Source organism: Synechococcus sp. R55.8, assembly GCF_047461895.1.
In the GTDB taxonomy this organism is placed as follows: Bacteria; Cyanobacteriota; Cyanobacteriia; order Thermostichales; family Thermostichaceae; genus Thermostichus.
Genome location: NZ_JANSIB010000007.1, coordinates 1 through 18,587 on the forward strand (window position 1 = coordinate 1; position 18,587 = coordinate 18,587).

Annotated in this window: 20 protein-coding genes; 13 read left to right on the forward strand and 7 right to left on the reverse strand. The window is 60.1% G+C overall.

Features of this window, described 5'->3' with window-relative positions:
* The first annotated feature begins 253 nt into the window (after positions 1 to 253).
* The 3 genes from NW829_RS01315 (at position 254) to NW829_RS01325 (ending at position 4,624) form a co-directional block, all read left to right on the forward strand.
* Complete coding sequence (locus tag NW829_RS01315; RefSeq protein WP_414413022.1) at positions 254 to 2,356, forward strand: tetratricopeptide repeat protein; 2,103 nt, start codon at positions 254 to 256, stop codon at positions 2,354 to 2,356.
* Positions 2,357 to 2,456: 100 nt separating this feature from the next.
* On the forward strand, positions 2,457 to 3,638 hold the full coding sequence (gene aroB / locus NW829_RS01320; protein ID WP_414416270.1) for a 3-dehydroquinate synthase: 1,182 nt from the start codon (positions 2,457 to 2,459) through the stop codon (positions 3,636 to 3,638).
* Complete coding sequence (locus tag NW829_RS01325) at positions 3,617 to 4,624, forward strand: aspartate-semialdehyde dehydrogenase (protein WP_414416271.1); 1,008 nt, start codon at positions 3,617 to 3,619, stop codon at positions 4,622 to 4,624. Before aroB ends, NW829_RS01325 begins: the two co-directional genes overlap by 22 nt.
* Here the strand turns inward: NW829_RS01325 and NW829_RS01330 are convergent.
* Complete coding sequence (locus NW829_RS01330) at positions 4,621 to 5,622, reverse strand: hypothetical protein (protein ID WP_414416272.1); 1,002 nt, start codon at positions 5,620 to 5,622, stop codon at positions 4,621 to 4,623. The genes NW829_RS01325 and NW829_RS01330 overlap by 4 nt on opposite strands.
* Before the next feature lie 283 nt (positions 5,623 to 5,905).
* Between NW829_RS01330 and NW829_RS01335 the strand changes: the two genes are divergently transcribed.
* The 3 genes from NW829_RS01335 (at position 5,906) to NW829_RS01345 (ending at position 7,778) form a co-directional block, all read left to right on the forward strand.
* Positions 5,906 to 6,055, forward strand: a complete 150-nt coding sequence (locus NW829_RS01335) for a hypothetical protein (RefSeq protein ID WP_414383339.1) — start codon at positions 5,906 to 5,908, stop codon at positions 6,053 to 6,055.
* A 100-nt stretch (positions 6,056 to 6,155) separates the two neighbouring features.
* Entirely contained in the window at positions 6,156 to 6,929 is a 774-nt protein-coding gene (locus NW829_RS01340; protein WP_414416273.1) for a ZIP family metal transporter, read from the forward strand.
* Between the two features lie 42 nt (positions 6,930 to 6,971).
* The gene (locus NW829_RS01345; protein WP_414416274.1) at positions 6,972 to 7,778 is read left to right on the forward strand and encodes an alpha/beta hydrolase; all 807 of its coding nucleotides are present in this window, start codon (positions 6,972 to 6,974) and stop codon (positions 7,776 to 7,778) included.
* Here NW829_RS01345 and NW829_RS01350 read toward each other — a convergent pair.
* The gene (locus NW829_RS01350; RefSeq protein WP_414416275.1) at positions 7,744 to 8,553 is read right to left on the reverse strand and encodes a DUF3598 family protein; all 810 of its coding nucleotides are present in this window, start codon (positions 8,551 to 8,553) and stop codon (positions 7,744 to 7,746) included. The two genes, NW829_RS01345 and NW829_RS01350, sit on opposite strands and share 35 nt — an antisense overlap.
* A gap of 52 nt (positions 8,554 to 8,605) precedes the next feature.
* On the opposite strand from NW829_RS01350, the gene NW829_RS01355 reads away from it, so the two are divergent.
* From NW829_RS01355 to NW829_RS01370, 4 genes are read left to right on the forward strand one after another with little or no spacing between them, the layout of a single operon-like run.
* Positions 8,606 to 8,737, forward strand: a complete 132-nt coding sequence (locus tag NW829_RS01355) for a hypothetical protein (protein ID WP_414413428.1) — start codon at positions 8,606 to 8,608, stop codon at positions 8,735 to 8,737.
* A 12-nt stretch (positions 8,738 to 8,749) separates the two neighbouring features.
* A complete protein-coding gene (locus tag NW829_RS01360) occupies positions 8,750 to 8,968 on the forward strand; it encodes a hypothetical protein (RefSeq protein ID WP_414351859.1) in 219 nt (72 codons plus the stop codon).
* Between the two features lie 4 nt (positions 8,969 to 8,972).
* Positions 8,973 to 9,347 carry a cadmium resistance transporter gene (locus tag NW829_RS01365; RefSeq protein WP_414351860.1) on the forward strand — a complete coding sequence of 125 codons (375 nt, stop codon included), beginning with the start codon at positions 8,973 to 8,975 and terminating at the stop codon, positions 9,345 to 9,347.
* Positions 9,347 to 9,622, forward strand: a complete 276-nt coding sequence (locus NW829_RS01370; RefSeq protein ID WP_414351861.1) for a cadmium resistance transporter — start codon at positions 9,347 to 9,349, stop codon at positions 9,620 to 9,622. Before NW829_RS01365 ends, NW829_RS01370 begins: the two co-directional genes overlap by 1 nt.
* Positions 9,623 to 9,671: 49 nt before the next feature.
* Here the strand turns inward: NW829_RS01370 and NW829_RS01375 are convergent, their stop codons facing one another.
* The 3 genes from NW829_RS01375 to murC all read right to left on the reverse strand — a co-directional run bounded on the left by NW829_RS01375 (position 9,672) and on the right by murC (position 12,504).
* The gene (locus NW829_RS01375) at positions 9,672 to 9,938 is read right to left on the reverse strand and encodes a hypothetical protein (protein ID WP_414342676.1); all 267 of its coding nucleotides are present in this window, start codon (positions 9,936 to 9,938) and stop codon (positions 9,672 to 9,674) included.
* Between the two features lie 110 nt (positions 9,939 to 10,048).
* Positions 10,049 to 11,035: a UDP-N-acetylmuramate dehydrogenase gene (murB, locus tag NW829_RS01380; protein ID WP_414413430.1), complete on the reverse strand. Its 987-nt coding sequence runs from the start codon at positions 11,033 to 11,035 to the stop codon at positions 10,049 to 10,051.
* Positions 11,036 to 11,064: 29 nt separating this feature from the next.
* Complete coding sequence (murC, locus tag NW829_RS01385; RefSeq protein ID WP_414416286.1) at positions 11,065 to 12,504, reverse strand: UDP-N-acetylmuramate--L-alanine ligase; 1,440 nt, start codon at positions 12,502 to 12,504, stop codon at positions 11,065 to 11,067.
* Positions 12,505 to 12,837: 333 nt separating this feature from the next.
* On the opposite strand from murC, the gene NW829_RS01390 reads away from it, so the two are divergent.
* The 3 genes from NW829_RS01390 to NW829_RS01400 all read left to right on the forward strand — a co-directional run bounded on the left by NW829_RS01390 (position 12,838) and on the right by NW829_RS01400 (position 16,146).
* Positions 12,838 to 13,989, forward strand: coding sequence for an ABC exporter membrane fusion protein (locus NW829_RS01390; protein WP_414416276.1), 1,152 nt, complete (start codon positions 12,838 to 12,840; stop codon positions 13,987 to 13,989).
* A 9-nt stretch (positions 13,990 to 13,998) separates the two neighbouring features.
* Entirely contained in the window at positions 13,999 to 15,183 is a 1,185-nt protein-coding gene (gene devC, locus NW829_RS01395; protein ID WP_414342672.1) for an ABC transporter permease DevC, read from the forward strand.
* A gap of 225 nt (positions 15,184 to 15,408) precedes the next feature.
* Positions 15,409 to 16,146 (forward strand): DevA family ABC transporter ATP-binding protein, encoded by a 738-nt coding sequence (locus NW829_RS01400; protein WP_414383324.1) that lies wholly within the window; start codon positions 15,409 to 15,411, stop codon positions 16,144 to 16,146.
* On the opposite strand, the gene NW829_RS01405 is transcribed toward NW829_RS01400, so the two are convergent.
* Positions 16,143 to 17,114: a GDP-L-fucose synthase family protein gene (locus NW829_RS01405; RefSeq protein WP_414416277.1), complete on the reverse strand. Its 972-nt coding sequence runs from the start codon at positions 17,112 to 17,114 to the stop codon at positions 16,143 to 16,145. The genes NW829_RS01400 and NW829_RS01405 overlap by 4 nt on opposite strands.
* Positions 17,115 to 17,211: 97 nt before the next feature.
* The gene (locus NW829_RS01410) at positions 17,212 to 18,396 is read right to left on the reverse strand and encodes an NAD(P)/FAD-dependent oxidoreductase (RefSeq protein ID WP_414416278.1); all 1,185 of its coding nucleotides are present in this window, start codon (positions 18,394 to 18,396) and stop codon (positions 17,212 to 17,214) included.
* Positions 18,397 to 18,587 lie beyond the last annotated feature (191 nt).

Consider the following 18,587-nt stretch of genomic DNA (forward strand, 5'->3'; position numbering starts at 1 on the left):
AAAGCTCAGTAAATTCAGCAAAGTTCAGGGTTTTGGGGGTTAGAGGCATGCTCCTTTCAAGCCCTGCACCAACTATCGCCTATCGCTGTCCGGTCATCATCGCCATTCAGAACCAATCGAGCGGAAGCGTTGCCTAGCATTAGGTTTGCTCCTTGCCCCAGACCCGATGGGGAGCAAATGCGTTTGCGTTTGTGAAAGCATCGCGCAGCGATAACGCAAAGATAAGCTGGAGAAGATCAGCGAGCGGGCGTTCATGTCTTCAGAGCATTACAAGTTCGACCTTTTCTTGCGCTACCACCGAGAGCAAGCCCGGTGGGCGCGTCAACTGGCGGAGCGGCTGGATCGCGAGGGTTTCAAAGTCTGGTTTGACCGCTGGATGCTGCAGCCGGGGGATAACCGCAAGCTGGAGCTGCAACTGGCCATCGAACAATGCCGCTGGGTGGGAGTGGTGGCCTCTCCAGAGTTTGTTGCCGATCCCTGGCCAAGGGATGAGCTGTACAGCGGGTTTCCCCATGCCCCGGCACGACAAAACCAGCGCCTGCTGACGCTGCTGCACACCCCCACTGAGCTACCCCGCCCCCTGGAAGAGGCGCCCCTGCTGGATTTTACCGGTTCAGAAGAGGATCCGGTGCTGTTTGAGTACCGCGCCTTGGAGCTAATGCACTTTTTGGATCCCAGCTTCCCTGCCCCCGGGGATCTGCAGCGGTTCCGGCTGCAATACCGCCGCCGTGAGGGGAAAGAGTCCCTGGAAGATGAAGAGGTGCGGGGATTTCAGGCCTTTTTGCGGGCCATCCAGATGGCCATCCTGCGCATTGCCACAGGCGAAACCCCCTCCGCCACGCCAGAAGAAGGAGCGCGTCAGATCGCCATTTTGCAGTTCATTCAGCGGCTGTTTCAGTGGAACAGTGCCGACATCCAATTCGAGCGGGGGGAAGACTGGCGTCGCCGCGGCAACCTGACGGAAGCCCTGGCCGCCTACGACCGGGCTCTGAACATGGATCCCAACTTCGCCCTGGCTTGGAGCCGCCGTGGGGATGTGCTGGTGCAGCTGGCCCGCTACCGCGAGGCGGTGGACAGCTACAACGGATCCCTGAGCATCAACCCCTACGACGAAGAAACCCGGCTGCGCCTGGCCCTGATTCTGGGGCGCCTGGGGCAGTACAAGTCGGCGGTGGTTAACTACGACAAGGTGCTGGAGAGCAACCCGGAAGATGCTCTGGCCTGGCATAACCGCGGCATCCGCCTGCTGCAACTGAAGCGGTCTAAGCTGGCCCTGAACAGCCTGAACAAGGCGCTGCGCTACAACCCCAAACAGCCCCGCACCTGGCTGGCGCGTGGGATCGTGCTGCGGCGGCTGCGTCGGCCCAGCTCGGCAGCGGCCAGTTTTGCCCGGGTCTTGAAGCTCAACCCCAGAAGTGCGCGGGTTTGGCGCTACCAAGGCAATGCCCTCTTCCACTGCCACCGGCTGCGCTCGGCTGTCGAGTGTTACAAGCGCTCGCTGCGGCTGCGTCGCCGGGATCCCATAACCCTGCACAACTTGGGGGTGGCCCTGCTGCGCTTGGGGCAGTATCGGCTGGCCAGCAAGGCCCTAGAACGCGCCCTGCGCTACGATGCCGACAACTACAAAAGCTGGTACGCCCGCGGTGTGGCCTTCCAGAAATTGGGCTACCTGAAAGAAGCCTGTATCCACTTCGAGGAAGCCCTCAAGATCAAGCCGGAGCACTTTCCAGCCCGCTATGCCTTGGCGGTAGCTCAGCAGGAGCTGGGGCAATATGAGACCAGCCTACGGCATTTCCAGCGCTTGGTGCAGCAGCGTCCCGGCAGTTCTGCCTGCTGGTTTGGCCAGATCACCGGCCTGCGGCGCCTGGGCCGGCTGGAAGAAGCCCGTGCCGCCTGCCAGCAGATGATCCACCTCAACGAACGGGATCCCTGGGGCTGGTTTGCCCTGGGGTTGATCTACAGCGAGCTGAGGGATCCCGAACAAGCTGTGCAAGCCTACTCGCGGGTTTTGCAGCTCACCCCAGAAGATGCTGTGGCCCTCAACAACCGCGCCTGGGAAGCCTTGAAATTGGGGAAGCTGGAACCTGCCCTGGCAGACGCCCAACAGGCCACGCACCTGGATCCGCAGCGGCCCGCCTTTTGGCATACCCTGGGGCTGATTCAACTGCGGGCCGGCCAGCGAGCAGCCGCCCAAGCCAGCTTGCAGCGCTGTCTGGAGCTGGATCCGCAATTTCAGCCGGCCCAAGCCGCCCTGCAGGACTTGGCCCAGGAAGACTCGGCCTCGCCGGCGGGAACAGCTCTGCCGGATTTGGAAACCCTCACTCCCCAACCGCAGCCGGTTGACCCCAACCCCTAGCAGGATCCCCTGGGCTTTCAGACCCCAAGGACAATGCCTGCAGCAGGCAGACGGGAGCAGAACATGCCACACTGGATCCCGCCCCCCAGGACCGACACGCATGGATCCCTATCTGATCCCTGTCAAGCTTCCCCACAGCTCCTACGATATTCTCCTCCAGTCTGCCGAAGGCCCCCCTGGCCACAGCCTCATCCAGCTGGGATCCCAAATGCGAGCTAGAGGGCTTTCCGGCAAGGCTCTGGTGGTGAGCCATCCCGGCATTGCCAAACACTTTGCCGAGAAGTTGCTGCAGGGGCTGCAACAAGCGGGGTTTGCCGCCCACCTCTGCCTATTGCCTGCCGGCGAACGCTACAAAACCCTGCGCTCGGTGGCCAAGATCTACGACGCCGCCCTAGCCTTTGGCCTGGAGCGCTCCTCCACCTTGGTGGCTCTAGGAGGGGGGGTCATTGGCGACATGGTGGGGTTTGCCGCCGCCACCTGGCTGCGCGGGATCCCTTTTGTGCAGGTGCCCACCTCACTTTTGGCCATGGTGGATGCGGCCATTGGTGGCAAGACCGGTGTCAACCATCCCCAGGGGAAAAACTTGATCGGGGCGTTTTATCAGCCGCGCCTGGTGTGGATTGACCCGACGGTGCTGAAAACTCTGCCCCCACGGGAGTTTACTTCGGCTTTGGCAGAGGTGATCAAATACGGCGTGATTCAGGCTGCCGATGTGTTTGAGTTTTTGGAAGATCGACCCCAACTGAGCCGCTATACCGACTTTACTCCCGCAGACTTGCACTACCTGCTGCGCCGCTGTGCCGAGTGCAAAGCCTGGGTGGTGCAGCAGGACGAGAAAGAAGCGGGCCTGCGGGCCATCCTCAACTACGGCCACACCCTCGGCCATGCCCTGGAAACGGCCACCCACTACCGCCGCTACCTGCACGGAGAAGCCGTCGCCATCGGCATGGTGGCTGCCGGGGAGATCGCCCGCCGCCTGGGGTGGTGGAGCGCTGCTGAAGCCGAACGGCAACGACGCCTGATCGAGAAAGCAGGACTGCCCAGCCGGTGGCCGGCCGGGATCCCTTGGGAGGCAGTGCTGCAGGCAATGCAGGCCGACAAGAAAGTCAAACAGGGGCGGATTCGCTTCGTTCTGCCCCGCCGCATCGGCCAGGCCGAGCTGACCGATCAAGTCGAGCTGGCAGAGGTGCAGGCTGCTTTGGCCTCGATTACAGCCACCTCTGGAACCCTAGAATTAGGAAAACCTAAGGACAAGAAAGCATGGCACGGCAACAACGGGTAGCCATCTTGGGAGCAACAGGAGCAGTAGGGACGGAGCTGCTGACGCTATTGGAAGAGCGCCACTTTCCTGTAGCCGACCTCAAGCTTTTGGCCTCGCCCCGTTCAGCGGGCACTTATTTGACCTTCAAGGGGGAGCGGATCCCGGTGGAACCAGTTTCAGAAGCGGCCTTCCGGGGCCTGGATCTGGTGCTGGCCTCTGCCGGAGCAAGTGTTTCCAAAGCCTGGGCCAGAACCATCGTCGAGGCGGGGGCGGTGCTGATTGACAACTCCAGCGCCTTTCGCCTGGATCCCAATGTTCCGCTAGTGGTGCCGGAGGTCAACCCCCAGGAAGCCTTCCGTCACCAAGGGATCATTGCCAATCCCAACTGCACCACCATCCTAATGTGCGTGGCCATCTACCCCCTGCATCGCCACATTCCCCTGCGCCGCGTGGTGGCCGCCACCTATCAATCGGCCAGTGGGGCCGGGGCCCGCGCCATGGTGGAGCTGCAAGAGCAAACCCGCGCCTACCTCCAGGGGCAGCCGTTGCAGCCCCAGGTGTTCCCTTACCCCATTGCCTTCAACCTCTTCCTCCACAACAGCCCCCTGCAAGAGAACGGCTACTGCCAGGAAGAGATGAAAATGGTCAACGAATCCCGCAAGATTATGGGATCCCCCAACCTGCGGCTGACAGCTACCTGTGTGCGGGTGCCGGTGCTACGTACCCACGCCGAGGCCCTCAACCTGGAGTTTGAACAGCCCTTCCCCGTGGAAAAAGCCCGGCAAATCCTGGCCCAGGCCCCTGGGGTGGTGCTCATTGAAGATTGGCAGCAGAACCGCTTTCCCATGCCCATCGACGTGGCCGGCAAGGACGCAGTGGCGGTGGGCCGCATCCGCCAGGACATCTCCGAGCCCAAGGCCCTGGAGCTGTGGCTGTGCGGGGATCAGATCCGCAAAGGAGCAGCCCTCAACGCCGTTCAAATTGCCGAGCTGCTTTTGAAGGACTAATTCACCACAACCGTCCAGGTTACCGGTCCTGCTGTGGCAGGGGCGGCCTGAGCGTTGGTCAATGTTACTGGGGAGTTGGGGTAGGTGTAGGTGCCGGGTGAGGTCAGAGGTCCCGTTTGGACAGGGATGGTCACTGTGCAGGTTGCGCCGACAGCCACTTGTCCTCCGGTGAATTGAATGGTGTTCCCACCCACCGACGCTGTGAGGGTAGCTCCAGCACCACAGGAAGCAGGTAAGGGAGGAGGTGCACCAGGCCCTACGGTTAAAGGCGGCGCTCCCGGCAAGGTGTGGTTAAAGGCCAAGCCCGTCAATGGAATGGCAGCGTTGTTGGTTATTGTAAACGTCAGAGTTCCATTCCCGGTAACGGGAGCTGGGCCGATTGGGCCAAGCGGGTTGGGAGCAAAGGCCATGGTAAAGGTGGGAGCTGGCACCGTTACCGTTAAGTTGATAGCCGCAGCGGTGGCATTAGGCGCTTGGTTGCTGCTCAGGGTTACCGCGGGGCTGGTCAGGGATCCCGCTGTCGTGGCTGTAACCTGAAGATCCAGGCTGATGGTGCAGCTAGCGTTGGCTGCCAATGAGCCGTTGACCAGCAAGATGGAAGTTGCTCCTGGTGCAGCTGCCAGCGTCCCGCCACAGCCGTTGTTGAGGTTGTTGGGAGTGGCAACGATCAAGCCGGCAGGCAAGGTGTCGGAAAAAGCTAGACCAGTCAGGGGCAGGGCAGCGGTGTTGGTAATCGTGTAGGTCAGGGTTGTTTTGGCAGTGGGGCCAGCAGCCACCGAGGTAGGACTAAATGCCTTGGTAAAAGTCGGGGCACCCGGTGTGGGCGTAGGTGTCGGGGTTGGGGTGGGTGTTGGAGTTGGGGTCGGTGTGAGTGTCGGTGTAGGTGTCGGCGTGGGCAATATCGTCCCGCTGCTTCCGCCGCCACCGCAGCCGGTCAGCCCCAGACAGGCCGCCCCTAGACTCAAAGCCAAAAGGTTTGTAACTGCTTTTTTCTGCATCGCTTTTTCACTCCTCATCATCAGACTTGACTTTAGTTTTCTTTAGTTTTTGTCGACCCGCCTTACTAAAGTATAGCCTGGTCAAATTGCTGCTTAGGATGCTTCTGCGCCCACGCAATCTACCACTGTTGGGAATAAACCTTGCCTCAGATGGCAAGCTCCAACTGGGGAATAGAGCCTTCAGACTTGCTCTTGTGTACCTTGCTCATAAACACAAAATCTGGCGCTCCAAGCCAACTTTCAGAACCTCGCCTATGCCGCTTGGGCCAGCAATGTTCACACAGTGTTCGTAGACGGGATCCCGATCACCGAGGCCGGTCAAAGTACCCGCATCTCAGAGGTCGAAGCGTTGGCAGCCATTCAGGCTCAAACGGAAGATCTACTGCGCTGTCGAGAGCCTTTCAAAGCAACCCTAACTCCGGTGGTGGGCTAGCCATAGCAGGGGATCTGCCATTCCGGTTGGCCACAAACCGCACACAATGTCGCAAAAGGAGGAGAATTGAGAAGCATTCGGCCTTTGTGGAGAGGGGCTTGTGCATCCAATTGGGATGGGATCCCTGGCTAGCTTTATCGCCGGCTTGGCGACAGGGCTGGGGGCTTTGCCGGCCCTTTTTCTTCCCTCGCTCTCCGAAAGGGTACAAGGGATCCTGCTGGGATTTGGGGGTGGGGTGATGCTGGCGGCCACCTCGTTTTCGCTGGTGGTGCCGGGCACCGAGGCAGCCATGGCGCTGGGGTATTCCCAGTTTGGAGCGGCTGTGGTGATGGTGGCAGGCCTGTTGTTGGGGGCGATCTTCCTGGAGAGTGCCCACCGCTTTTTTCCCCACGAGCACTTTTTCAAAGGGGTTGAAGGGGAGAACCGCGCCCATTTGAAGCGGATTTGGCTGTTCATCATTGCCATTGCCCTGCACAATTTCCCGGAAGGACTGGCGGTGGGAGTGGGTTTCGCTACCGGCCAAGTCGGCGATGGGTTGGCGTTGGCGTTGGGGATCGGCTTGCAGAACATTCCAGAGGGGCTGGTGGTGGCTTTGTCGCTGGCAAGCCAAGGGTATTCGCGGCGGTTTGCTTTTGGCATCGCCCTGCTGACCGGACTGGTGGAGCCCATCGGCGGGATCCTGGGAGCAACGGTGGTCTCTCTGGCGCAGCCCCTACTACCCTGGGGCATGGCTTTTGCGGCAGGGGCGATGTTGTTTGTCATTTCCGATGAGATCATCCCTGAGTCGCACCGGCAGGGGTTGGAGCGGGAGGGCACCTTTGGGGTCATCAGTGGGTTTGTGGTGATGATGTTGCTGGATATCACCTTGGGCTAGCAAGGGATCCCGTCGCGAAGTGGAACGGAGTTTTATTTTTTTATGTTGAGTAACGAACCCTTTTTGTGGCGAGGAGCAGGGGAACACGCCTGTCTGCTGCTACATGGATTGGGGGGCGGTGTTTACGAGTTGCAGTGGCTGGCAGAGCGGCTGTTGGCGGCTGGCTTGACAGTGCAGGGATTTAACTATCCCGGCCATGACAGTGCTCCGCATCGCTTACACGACCGCCGGTCTGCCCACATGCCCCCTTCCCGCTGGACGGAGTGGTACGGGCGGGCTTTGGAGCATTACCTGGCTTTGCGGCAGGAGTACCCGCGCGTTTCCTTGGTGGGCTTTTCCACCGGCTGTCTGCTGGCTTTGCACCTGGCTTTTGCCCATCCTGTTTACAAATTGGTGCTGCTGGCGCCATTTTTCGCCATTCGCCACCGCTGGTACTATCTTTTTCGCCCAGAGCAGTACCTGAACAGCCTGGGGTGGTTGTTGGAGGATGTCCCCCGCTTCCATCTGCCCATTCGGGACGGGGATGTCCGCGCTTTGGCGGAAAAGGTAGCCTATTTTCGCAGCTTCAATCTGTCGGCGGTGCGCAGCGCTCTGGAGCTGATCGAGCGGGTCAAGGGAGAGGTGGCCGGCATTCGGGTTCCCACTCTGATCCTGCAATCTCGCCAAGATACAGTAGTGGATCCTGAACAGGCAGCGTGGCTCTATCAAGAGCTGGGATCCGAGGAGAAGATCTTGTCTTGGCTGGAGCACTCCGACCACATCCTCACTTTGGACGGGGAGCGGGAAACGGTGTTTGCCCAGGTTTGCGCCTTTCTCAAACGGGATCCCTCTGCGCCCGGATCAGCGTAACCCGCTGCCAAGCACCGCGGGCATCGTAGTCCCGGATCAAACGCAAGAGACAGTGGCAGTCTTCCGGCTGCGGAAACCAGCTCAGGCTTACCGAAAAGCTGCGATCCCGCTGGGCAGTGGGGATGGGCAAGGGATCCGGCCCGCCAATCCACAGCCCCCCCGGCAAGGGATCCCAGTTGCTCAACCACTCTGCCCCCGAGCAGTCCACCTCGGTTTCGGCAAACCGGCCCTCGGCAACCGCAAAGCTCTGGGCGATCCCCCGCCATCTCCCCTGGAGGCAGGCTCTCAGCTGCTCTCTGCTCAGGGGTGCACAGTCTGCAACGGGATCCAAAGCTTGGCCGCGCCGCTCCAGGATCGCGGTTACCTCTACCAGACGACCTTGGGCATCCCACTGTTGCACCAGCCGCGCCTTGCGATCCCCCCAGAGAAAGCCCTGCTCGACGGCAAAATCACTAAACGGCGCCAGCTGCAGCCGCCCATTGGAAAAAGATCCATCGGGGAAAAAGCGCAATCCCGGCGAGAAATCCTGGTAGACCCAGCTCTGGGAGCTTTCGGGAGTGGGGGATCCCTGTAGGGGGTAGTAGGCGTTGGTTTGGCGGATCGCGCTCCCTGCCGCCGGACTTCCTGAAGAAGAGGATGGAGCCAAGGCCTCAAAGGTGATGAGGCTGCGCTTTTGGCCCCCCAGCTCCCAGCCGCCGGCGGTGGGTCGATAGTTGGAGAAGAGGCCGTGCCACACTCCCAGGTGGAGAGCCAGACATTGTTTTTGGGTTTTCATGAAGCAATGTGAAGCTAAGATTGTGAGGACGTAACGCTGGAGAGCAAGACCTATGGGGAAGAAGCTCCGAGGTGGCATTTTACTGATTTTGGGGTTTATGCTGTCTCCCCTTTCCTGGTGGAATGACTTGTTTTTCAATCTGCCGATTGCCTATGGGTTGGGCTACCTGTGTAGCCTGTGGTAGCCACAGTGGTTTTTGGGCGGAACCCTCGTGGGGTACTGGCTCTCCAACTTGATGGGCATTCTCATGATGCAGTTTGGCGCTACGGATGTCGTCGAGAAAGGCGAGAAACCCCGCAATATGAAACGCGATCTCTTGATTGGGCTGGCTTCTTCTACCGCCTATACTTCGGCAATTGTTGGGCTGCTTCAGTTTCACCTCGTCGATATCAGCGCCATCTTCCCCATTTCTTAACCCTATGCCGCTGGCAATTTTCTGGGCAACTTTAGTCGAAGGGATCCTCGCTTTTGTTGCCACCCATATCGACGACTTTTTCTTGCTGGTTCTGTTGTTTGCCCAGGCGCAGCTGCAACCCCTGTGGAAGGGCTGGCACATTTGGCTGGGAGGCTACTTGGGCTTGGCAGGGTTGATCCTGCTCAGCTCTCTGGGATACCTGGGGGGCCTGCTGTTGCCGCCACCTGCGATTGGGCTGCTGGGGTTGATCCCGATTGCGGTAGGCGGTTGGAAATTGTGGCAACCTGAGCTGGAAGAAGCCCTGGAAGAAGAGCTGGAAGAACTGCAAGAGCGCCCAACCCAAAAGGCTTGGTCAGTTTTTTGCCCCCACCAGCCCTGATGTCCATGCTCCTCACCTTTGCCAATGGTGGAGATAATGTCAGCCTGTACGTTCCTCTGTTTGCCGGCAGCACCCCTCTCCGGTTGGCCCTTTTTTCCACGATCTTTTTTCTGATGAAGGGATTGTGGTTTGCAATGGCTCAAAAACTGACGATGCAGCCTGCAGTGGCGAAGGTTTTAACGGAACGGACAGAACACTGGGTGCCCTGGATTCTGGTGGGTTTGGGGGTGTGGATCCTGTTCAAAAATGAGACTTGGAGATGGCTTTTGTCTTAGACTCTGGCCGGGATTTGTTCGTGATAGCGGGACGGGATTCTTTCGAGTTCTAGTCGTTGTGTCGGTCTAGAGAGGGATCCCAGTCCAGATCTTCGTGGCGGTGCTCCCGTTCCCAGCGATGCACCCAGTCCCAGATGCGATAGTGCTGCTCGGCGGTGAGTTGCTTGGGATCCTGGGCCAAAGCGGCAGCCTCTTCCGGGGTGAGCAAAGCAGCCAGGCTGCCGATCTCCACCAAATAGCGGCGTTCTTCCGCAGTGGTGTGGGACTGATTGAGCCGTTGAATTAAACGACGTAAGGTGGCTACATCTTGACTCATAAGCCGATAGGAAAGAATCGACGAGCATCTAAGCTGGTAAGAACAGTTTAAGAGCAGAATCATCAAAATCGCCAAAAGAAAACAGTCCAAATTGTCTGCCCAATGCTCCTCTAATCCTCAAAGGATCCCAGAATGCGCACTTCCGGCTCCAAAAGCACCGACCATTGTTGATAGACCTTTTCCTGGGCCAAGCGAATCAAGCGGTAAATGTCCTTGGCACTCGCCTGATGGCAATTGAGGATGAAGTTGGCATGGCGCTCTGAAATTTGGGCCCCACCGATGCGGTACCCCTTCAAGCCGACCTGCTCGATTAGCCAGCCGGCAGGGTGAGACTCTGGGTTGCGAAAGACGCTGCCACAACTGGGCAAATGATAGGGCTGAGAGCTTAGGCGTTGGTTGAGGTAGCGCTGGGTTTCCCACTGCACCTGGGACGGATCCCTGCTTGGGATCAACTGCAGCGTCGCTCCTGTCACCGTCCAGGGGGAGTCCTGTAGGCGAGAGCGGCGATAGCCAAATTGCAGATCGGCAGGTTCTAGGCGGCAGGGCTCTTGTTCCTCGTCCAAAATCTGCACTTCCACCAGCACATCCGCCATGGCGCGTCCGTGGGCACCGGCATTCATCACCACGGCTCCCCCTAGCGTGCCAGGGATCCCGATGGCCCACTCCAACCCACTCCAGCCTTGCCTGGCGGCGGCCCGCGACAGATTGACCAAAGGCTCTCCGGCAGCGGCCCACATTCTCCCCCCTTCCAGCAGTTGGATCCCCCGCAAACGGCGAGTGCCGATCACCAGCCCCTTCAACCCCGCATCGCTGATGAGCAGATTGCTGCCTGCCCCTAACAGCGTCGTGGGGATCCCTTCTGCTCGCGCCCAAGCCAAACACTGCTGCAGCTCCAGATGGCTACGGGGCTCACAATACCACTCCGCTTTGCCGCCCACGCGAAAGGTGGTCAGAGGAGCCAACGGGATCCCCGATTGAATTCGTCCAGATAGCAGAGCCGCCGGCCCGCGGGGGAGAAGCCTGTCTTCAGCGGTAAGACTTGCCGCCTCAGACTCACAGGAACCATCCCGCTGAGGCACCACCGGAGCCGTCGTCATGATTCAATACCTCAGAAGCAGCTATCTTTTCAGCTGAAGTTTGGATTTTTGGCTTGCCCAGGCTGTTCCCTCACCTGAGCCGCATATGCCCGCATCGTAGCGATTATCTGCTGATTTAGGTCCCCTGCGCCCAAAAAAACGGCGAGATCTCCAGGCTGCAGGACGGACGGCAACACCTCCGGCAATCGCGGCAAAGACGACACATAGCGCACATGGGGATGGTGCTCCGCCACCGCCACGGCCAAGCGCAAGCTGTTGTCGGAACCCTCAGGCGCCGGCTCTCCCGCTCCATACGTAGGCACGATCACCACCACGTCCGCCTCCCCAAAGCAGCGGGCAAAATCCTGGAACAAGGCAGCCAAACGGCTGTGGCGATGAGGCTGAAACACGGCCACCACCCGCCGCTGCTGTAGCCGTGCTGCCTGCAGGGTGGCTCGAATCTCGCTGGGATGATGGGCATAGTCGTCGATAAAGGTGACTCCACCCACTTCCCCCTTGTGCTCAAAGCGGCGATGCGCCCCCCGAAATTGCGCCAAAGCTGAGGCAATCACCGCAAACTCCAAGCCCAACTGTCGCCCAACGGCAACCGCCGCCAGGGCATTGCTGAGGTTGTGGGATCCCAACACCTGTAGGCGAAGCTGTCCGAGGAGGGATCCCTTTTCCCAGATCTCAGCGCAGGTGAAACTGGCAGTGTAGAGGATTTGGCGAGCTTGGTACTGGGCTTGGGGATGACCGGTCAGGCTGTAGCCCACATCCACCCTCAGGTGAGCCGCCACGTTGGGACAGTCCAGGCAGGCCACCAGCGTTTGGCTCTGCTGCCCATACTGTTGAAAAGCCCGGATCACCTGCCCCAAATCGGCGTAGTGATCGGGGTGATCCAGCTCAATGTTGGTGATCACCCCAATCTTGGGATAGAGCCGCACCAGGGATCCATCCGACTCATCCACCTCGGCCACCCAATACTCCCCCTTGCCCAGACGGGCATTGCCATCCCAGGCATCCACTTCCCCGCCGATAATCAAGGTGGGATCCCAGCCCGCCGAGAGCAACACATAGCCGATCATGCTGCTGGTGGTGGTTTTGCCGTGAGTGCCGGCCACCCCAATGCCAGAGCGACGGTTAAACAGAGCCGCCAACAAGTCTGCCCGGTGCCAAACCGTCAATCCCTTGCCCAGGGCAGCAGCCAATTCTGGATTGGTGGGGCGAATGGCGCTGGAATAGACCACCTGGGGATCCCCGACCAACCCCTCCAAGCTGTGGCCCTGAAAGAAGCGCACCCCCAAAGCTTCCAGGCGGCGGGTACGGCCATTGGCGACAATGTCGGATCCGGAAACGCGAAACCCTTGTTTAGCCAGGATATAGGCCAGGGCCGACATCCCCACTCCACCAATGCCCACAAAGTGATAGGTGGAAAGCAAGGGATCTAGGGGATCCAAATGCAGGGGCGGAGGCTGAGACCGAACCGGCAACGGCGGGATGGGATCCCCTCCTCCAACTGTTTCCACCATCGCAACTCCACCCCACTCCTAAAACCGCCACACTCCAAAAAAAGGACTGCGTTCTGCTGACTACAAACAGGTTCGAACAGGCCACATCATATCAGGAATCCCCAGAGCTAGGTAGGCTGCGCCCCACCGGTTGCCGTGATCTGCCGGCACCTTGGGGAACCCACAGGGGGTGAAAATACGGTGAGCACAAGCAACACAGAATACAGCTGGACATTTTCATCCCAAAAACTTTACACTTATTTAAGAAAAGGAGGCGGCGTTTGTCGTCTGCAAAGCCACAGCGGGTAAAAGGCCATGAACCCACGAGCGCTTTGGTCGCTGGCAGGAGTCGGGCTGCTTGGTTGTGCCGGTCTGGCATGGCTGGGATTGAGCCAACAGGGAGCCACACAGTCGGTATCGGCAAGTGCAGAGGCAACGGTGGAAATGCGGCTGCCTCCGCAAGTTGGTGCTTTGGGTCGCCTGGAGCCGGAGGGGGAAGTGCTGCGCATTGCCGGTTTCCCCGGAGAACGGCTGGGAGAGCTGCTGGTGGCCGAGGGGGATCGCGTGGTGGCAGGCCAAGTGCTGGCCCGCTTGGAAAGCTACGCCGAGCGGTTGGCGGAGCGAGAGTACGCTGCCGCCCAACTTCAAGAGGCCCGCGCCCGGTTGCAGGCCGAGACCCGTTTCAGTCAGGCCCAAATCCAAGAGGCACGCACCCGCCTCAGCCGTCTGGACGAGCCGCAACAGATGCAAATCCGCTCCCAGGAAGCGGTGGTGGAACGTATCCGGGCAGAACTGGCCGATGCCGAGGCCAATCTGGCCCGCTTTCAGGAGCTCTGGCAGGAAGGAGCAATCTCGCAACAAGAGCTGGATCAACGCCGGCTGCTGGTGCGGCAACGACAGGAGGACTTGCGGGCTGCCGAAGCCACCCTGAGCCAACTGCGCCTGGCCCGTGAGCGGGATCTGCTCAATGCCCAAGCCCAAGTCCAAGCTGCCGAGGCGGGACTGAGTCTGGCCCAAGCCCAAGTCCAACTGGGATCCCTGGCCCGCAATCTGGAACTGGCAGAAGCTCGCCTAGAGCGCACCCTCATCCGCGCTCCCCGTGCTGGACAGGTGCTCAAGATCCACACCCGCCCTGGAGAGGTCATCCCCGCCGGCGAGGGCATTCTCGAGCTGGGCAACACTGACCAAATGATGGTGGTGGCCGAGGTCTACGAAACAGACATCTTGCGGGTTCGGCCAGGCCAGCAGGCCACCATTAGCAACCGCGCTCTGCCAGAAACCCTGCAGGGCCGAGTGGAGCGGGTAGGCCTGCAGATTGGCAAGAAAGATGTGCTCAACACCGACCCAGCTGCCGATGTGGATGCCCGCGTGGTGGAAGTGTATATCCGCCTGGATCCGGAGAGCAGCGCCCGCGTGGCTGGCCTGACCAACCTGCAGGTGAATGTGGCCATCGATGTCGAGGGGTAGGCTCAGCCCATGTACAGCCTGTTCAGTGTGGCTTTTATCGCCCATCGGATCCCGTTGGCCTGGCTGCAGTTGACGCGGGAGAAGATCCGCCTGCTGGTGGCCCTGGCGGGCATTGCCTTTGCTTGCATCTTGATGTTCATGCAGTTGGGCTTCCAGGATAGCTTGCTGGAAAGTGCCATCCGCTTCCACGTGGCCCTGAAGGGAGAGATCTTCCTGGTCAGCCCTCAGTCCAACGCCCTGATTGCCATGAACACCTTCTCCCAGCGGCGGCTGTATCAGGCTCTGGGCTTTGAGGGGGTGCGGGCCATCTCACCCGTTTATGTGGGCTTTGCCCTCTGGAAAAACCCGGAGACCCGCCGTACCCGCAGCATTTTCGTGGTGGGAGTGGATCCCTCGGCTGATCTGTTGGACTTGCCGGAACTGACGCCGGACAAGCTGGAAGAGATCAAAAAGGCGGACGTGGTGCTTTTTGACCGCCGCTCCCGCAGCGAGTTTGGCCCCATCCCAGAGTGGTTTGAGTCCGGGCGAGAGGTGGTTACTGAGGTGGGAAACCGCCGCGTCCAGGTGGGGGGCCTGTTTGAGATGGGGGCCACCTTTGGAGCCGACGGCACCATTCTCACCAGCGATCTCAATTTCCTGCGCATTTTTCCGCAGCGGGGGCGCGGCCTGGTGGATATCGGCGTGGTGCAACTCCAGCCGGGTGTGGATCCGGATCCCTTGGTGCGGCAGATGCGGGCTTTGCTGCCGGAAGATGTGCGGGTGCTCTCACGGGCGGAGTTTATCGATATGGAGCAAACCTACTGGGAAGAGGGCACAGCCATCGGCTTTATTTTCGGCCTGGGGGTGGGCATGGGCTTTATTGTCGGCATTGTGATTGTCTATCAAATTCTCTACACCGATGTGTCAGATCACCTGGCGGAATATGCCACTCTCAAAGCCATGGGCTATACCGATACCTACCTGCTGGGAGTGGTATTTCAAGAGGCGATCCTGCTGGCCGGATTGGGGTACATTCCTGCCTTTGCCCTGTCGGTTTTGCTCTACGATTTGACGGCCAATGCCACGTTGCTGCCTATTGCCATGACCTTCAACCGGGCAGTGCTGGTGCTGGGGCTGGCGGTGAGCATGTGTTTCATCTCAGGAGCGATTGCCGTGCGACGGCTGCGGGCAGCCGATCCTGCCGACATTTTCTAGAGTTTTGGCTGTGGGCAGGGCGCCGGGGCGTTGGTAAGTCAATAGTCTGCCAAAGGGGATCGGATGGATGGTGAAGGGTTTGAGCTAGGCTGTCTAAAAACTGCTGGGATCCTCATCAACGCTCTCCGGCCAAAGGTTTCTAAATGGTCTCATCTCAACGCTCCAAATGACGGCCTAAGTGGTCAATGAGTTGTCAACGCAAAGTTTTGAGATTTTGAGTTTCCTATGCTGACTCCTCTTCTCGATCAAGCTGCCCTTGCTTCTGCCCAGAATGCCGTTGAGCCGGTGGTGAAAGCCGAAGGTGTAAACCACTATTTCGGCGAGGGATCCCTGCGCAAGCAGATTCTCTTCGACATTAGCTTTGCCCTGCAGCCAGGGGAGATCGTGCTGCTGACTGGCCCTTCCGGCTCCGGCAAAACCACCCTGCTGACGCTGCTGGGGGCCTTGCGCTCAGTGCAGGAGGGCAGCTTGCGGGTGTTGGGACAGGAGCTGCGGGGAGCTCAGCCCAGTACTCTCATTCAAATCCGCCGCCAGGTCGGGTACATTTTCCAGGCCCATAACCTGCTGCGATCCCTGACGGCAGCCCAAAACGTGCGCATGGCCCTGGAGCTGCACAACGGCCTCTCTCCTCAGGAAGCCCAGCAGCGAGCGGAAGCAATGCTGGCGGCGGTGGGCCTGGGGGATCGCGTCCACTACTACCCGGAACAGCTTTCCGGCGGACAAAAGCAGCGGGTGGCCATTGCCCGCGCCTTGGTTAGCCATCCCAAGCTGGTGCTGGCGGACGAGCCCACGGCAGCCCTAGATAGTAAGTCGGGCCGCGAGGTGGTGACCCTGATGGAGAAGCTGGCGCGGGAGCAGGGCTGCACCATCCTCATGGTGACCCACGACAACCGCATCCTGGACATCGCGGATCGGGTGCTGCACATGGAGGATGGCCGGCTGGAGAGCCAAGGGGTTGCCTAGCTTTGCCCAGAGCAGGCGTGGCGGCGGTACCAGTCGATGGTGCGCTGCAGCCCTTCCCGCAAGCCGACTTTGGCCACAAAACCCATCCTCTCTCGGGCCTTGGAGACATCCAGACAGCGGCGGGGTTGGCCGTTGGGCTTGTCCGTTTGCCAGCGGATCTCTCCCCGGAACTCCATCAGCTCGCAGATGAGGGCAATCAGATCCCGGATGGAGATCTCTTCGCCGGTGCCCAGGTTCAAGGGATCCGCCCCGTTGTAGAGCTGGGTGGCCATGACAATGCCGCGGGCCGCATCTTCAGCGTAGAAAAACTCGCGGGTGGGGCTGCCATCCCCCCACACTTCGACGTAGTTTTGGCCCCGTTGCTGCGCTTCGTGCACTTTGCGGATCAAGGCTGGGATGACGTGGGAGCTTTCGGGGTCGAAGTTGTCCATGGGGCCGTAGAGGTTCACCGGCAGGAGGTAGATGCCGTTGAAGCCGTACTGCTGCCGGTAGGCCTGCAGCTGCACCAGCAGGGCTTTCTTGGCGATGCCGTAGGGGGCGTTGGTCTCTTCCGGGTAGCCGTTCCAGAGATCCTCTTCCTTGAAGGGGACGGGGGTAAACTTGGGGTAGGCGCAGATGGTGCCCACGCAGACAAACTTCTCCACCCCGGCCAGGTAGGCGGCGTGGATGAGCTGGGATCCCATGATGAGGTTGTCGTAGAAGAGTTCTGCCGGCTTGGCTTGGTTGAGGCCGATGCCACCCACGTGGGCGGCCAAATGGATGACGATATCTTGCCCTTGCACCACCTCTTGGCAGACTTCCCAACGGCGCAGATCCTGGGTGCGGGAGCGCGGGATGCGCACCTGCTCCGGCTTTACCCCCAGCACCTGCAACTGTTGCAGCACATGTTTGCCCAAAAAGCCGCTGCCCCCTGTGAGCAAAATGCGCTTCTGGCTGAGATCGACGGAGCTGGGCAAGCTGTTGGGCATAGATCCGACGCAGAGAACTTCCGGCTTTCATTATGCTGCAGACGGGATAGCCGTATTCCAGACTTGTTGGCGATGGTCATCGAGAATAGGCAAGGCATCAACTCCAAACCTGGGCAAACCGCGCCGGCGACAGAGCAGGGATCCATTCATCCGCTTGTCCATAGGCTTGTTGGGCGAAGCGACGGGCCAAAGCGGGCAGGATGGGCAGGGGATTGCTGAAGCCGGAAAACAGTTGTAAGCCTTCCCAGCCGGGCAGGGATCCCACCAGAGGCTGGTGATCGGCGCTGAAGGCCACCAAGCAGTGATACCACCGTCCAGGCAGGTGGGCCAACTTGGGCAGGTAGCGACCGGCTTGTGCCCGGATCTGGGCTTCGCTGGCGGCTGCATCCACCTCGGCATGGGGATCCGTCAATACCCGGCTGATCTGGCCCATGCGAATGCTGCCATCTACAAATTGCAGGATCCCGGCATCCAGAATCGGCGGGCAAAGCTCGTGCCCTGGCTCGTCCCAAAGGGGATCCCGATCGGGATGGGCGGCTTGTCGTTCCAGTTCCAAGCGTTGCACGGGCACGCTCATCACCAACGCTTTCAATTGCAAATCCGAGGGCTCCAGCTCCAGGGATTCGGCATGGGTGTAGTAGATGGGCACCCGGATTCCCGCTTGGCGCAACAGAGCCCGTGTCCAGCCGCCGGCGCACACCACCACCTGGCCTGCTCCGTAGCAGTCGGCTCCGGACTCTACGCCCGTGATGCGCGCTCCCTGCCGCCGCAGGGCCGTTGCTGTTGCGATCAAGAGGGATCCCCCCAATCGTTGAAAGGCTTTTTGAAAGGCCAGCGCCGTCAACAAGGGGTTGATGTGGCCATGCCGAGCCCAGAGGACTACTTCCAGAGCGGCCGGATCCAGCAGCGGCTCCAGCTCGCAGGCTGCCGCCACCGAAATCCGCCGGGGTGGGATGCGACAGTCGGCCAGATCCGCCTCAACGGCCTCTGCATCGTAGCCGGGGGCAATGGGCATGAGCAGATCCAGCTCGCGAAATTGAATGTCTGCCTCCAGCTCTTCTGACAGGGTGCGGTAGCGTTGGATCCCTTCTTCCCCCAAAGCTTTGAGCAGCGGCGTTTTGCCCGCCCAATGGGCCAAGCCCCCGTAGCTGTAGCGGGTTGCCCCCTTCAGCACCGCTTCTTTCTCCACGAGGAGAACGGATCCCCCCTGGCGGGCCAGTTCATAGCTTAGGGCTGCCCCGGTAATCCCACCGCCGATCAGAATCCAGTCGTAGTTGGCCATCACTTCCCTCTTTGCCCTGAACCTCATCTTGCGGCAAAGTGGCTCCGTTCAGGGTAGCAAGCGCAGCAGAACTCGGATCCGCACTGGTGGCGGTACTGGCTGAAGCGGAACTCACAAAGGGCTTCCTTGAGTCCAGATTGAGAGTCCCCTTGGGTCCAGAGTCAACATAAAAGGCAGGTTAGTGGCATCGG

Excerpts from the sequence above, each read along its gene's own strand:
- NW829_RS01315 (WP_414413022.1), top strand. The coding sequence starts at position 254 with ATGTCTTCAGAGCATTACAAGTTCGACCTTTTCTTGCGCTACCACCGA.
- aroB (WP_414416270.1), top strand. The coding sequence starts at position 2,457 with ATGGATCCCTATCTGATCCCTGTCAAGCTTCCCCACAGCTCCTACGAT.
- NW829_RS01325 (WP_414416271.1), top strand. The coding sequence starts at position 3,617 with ATGGCACGGCAACAACGGGTAGCCATCTTGGGAGCAACAGGAGCAGTA.
- NW829_RS01330 (WP_414416272.1), bottom strand. The coding sequence starts at position 5,622 with ATGCAGAAAAAAGCAGTTACAAACCTTTTGGCTTTGAGTCTAGGGGCG.
- NW829_RS01345 (WP_414416274.1), top strand. The coding sequence starts at position 6,972 with ATGTTGAGTAACGAACCCTTTTTGTGGCGAGGAGCAGGGGAACACGCC.
- NW829_RS01350 (WP_414416275.1), bottom strand. The coding sequence starts at position 8,553 with ATGAAAACCCAAAAACAATGTCTGGCTCTCCACCTGGGAGTGTGGCAC.
- NW829_RS01355 (WP_414413428.1), top strand. The coding sequence starts at position 8,606 with ATGGGGAAGAAGCTCCGAGGTGGCATTTTACTGATTTTGGGGTTTATG.
- NW829_RS01365 (WP_414351860.1), top strand. The coding sequence starts at position 8,973 with ATGCCGCTGGCAATTTTCTGGGCAACTTTAGTCGAAGGGATCCTCGCT.
- NW829_RS01370 (WP_414351861.1), top strand. The coding sequence starts at position 9,347 with ATGTCCATGCTCCTCACCTTTGCCAATGGTGGAGATAATGTCAGCCTG.
- NW829_RS01375 (WP_414342676.1), bottom strand. The coding sequence starts at position 9,938 with ATGAGTCAAGATGTAGCCACCTTACGTCGTTTAATTCAACGGCTCAAT.
- murB (WP_414413430.1), bottom strand. The coding sequence starts at position 11,035 with ATGACGACGGCTCCGGTGGTGCCTCAGCGGGATGGTTCCTGTGAGTCT.
- NW829_RS01390 (WP_414416276.1), top strand. The coding sequence starts at position 12,838 with ATGAACCCACGAGCGCTTTGGTCGCTGGCAGGAGTCGGGCTGCTTGGT.
- devC (WP_414342672.1), top strand. The coding sequence starts at position 13,999 with ATGTACAGCCTGTTCAGTGTGGCTTTTATCGCCCATCGGATCCCGTTG.
- NW829_RS01400 (WP_414383324.1), top strand. The coding sequence starts at position 15,409 with ATGCTGACTCCTCTTCTCGATCAAGCTGCCCTTGCTTCTGCCCAGAAT.
- NW829_RS01405 (WP_414416277.1), bottom strand. The coding sequence starts at position 17,114 with ATGCCCAACAGCTTGCCCAGCTCCGTCGATCTCAGCCAGAAGCGCATT.
- NW829_RS01410 (WP_414416278.1), bottom strand. The coding sequence starts at position 18,396 with ATGGCCAACTACGACTGGATTCTGATCGGCGGTGGGATTACCGGGGCA.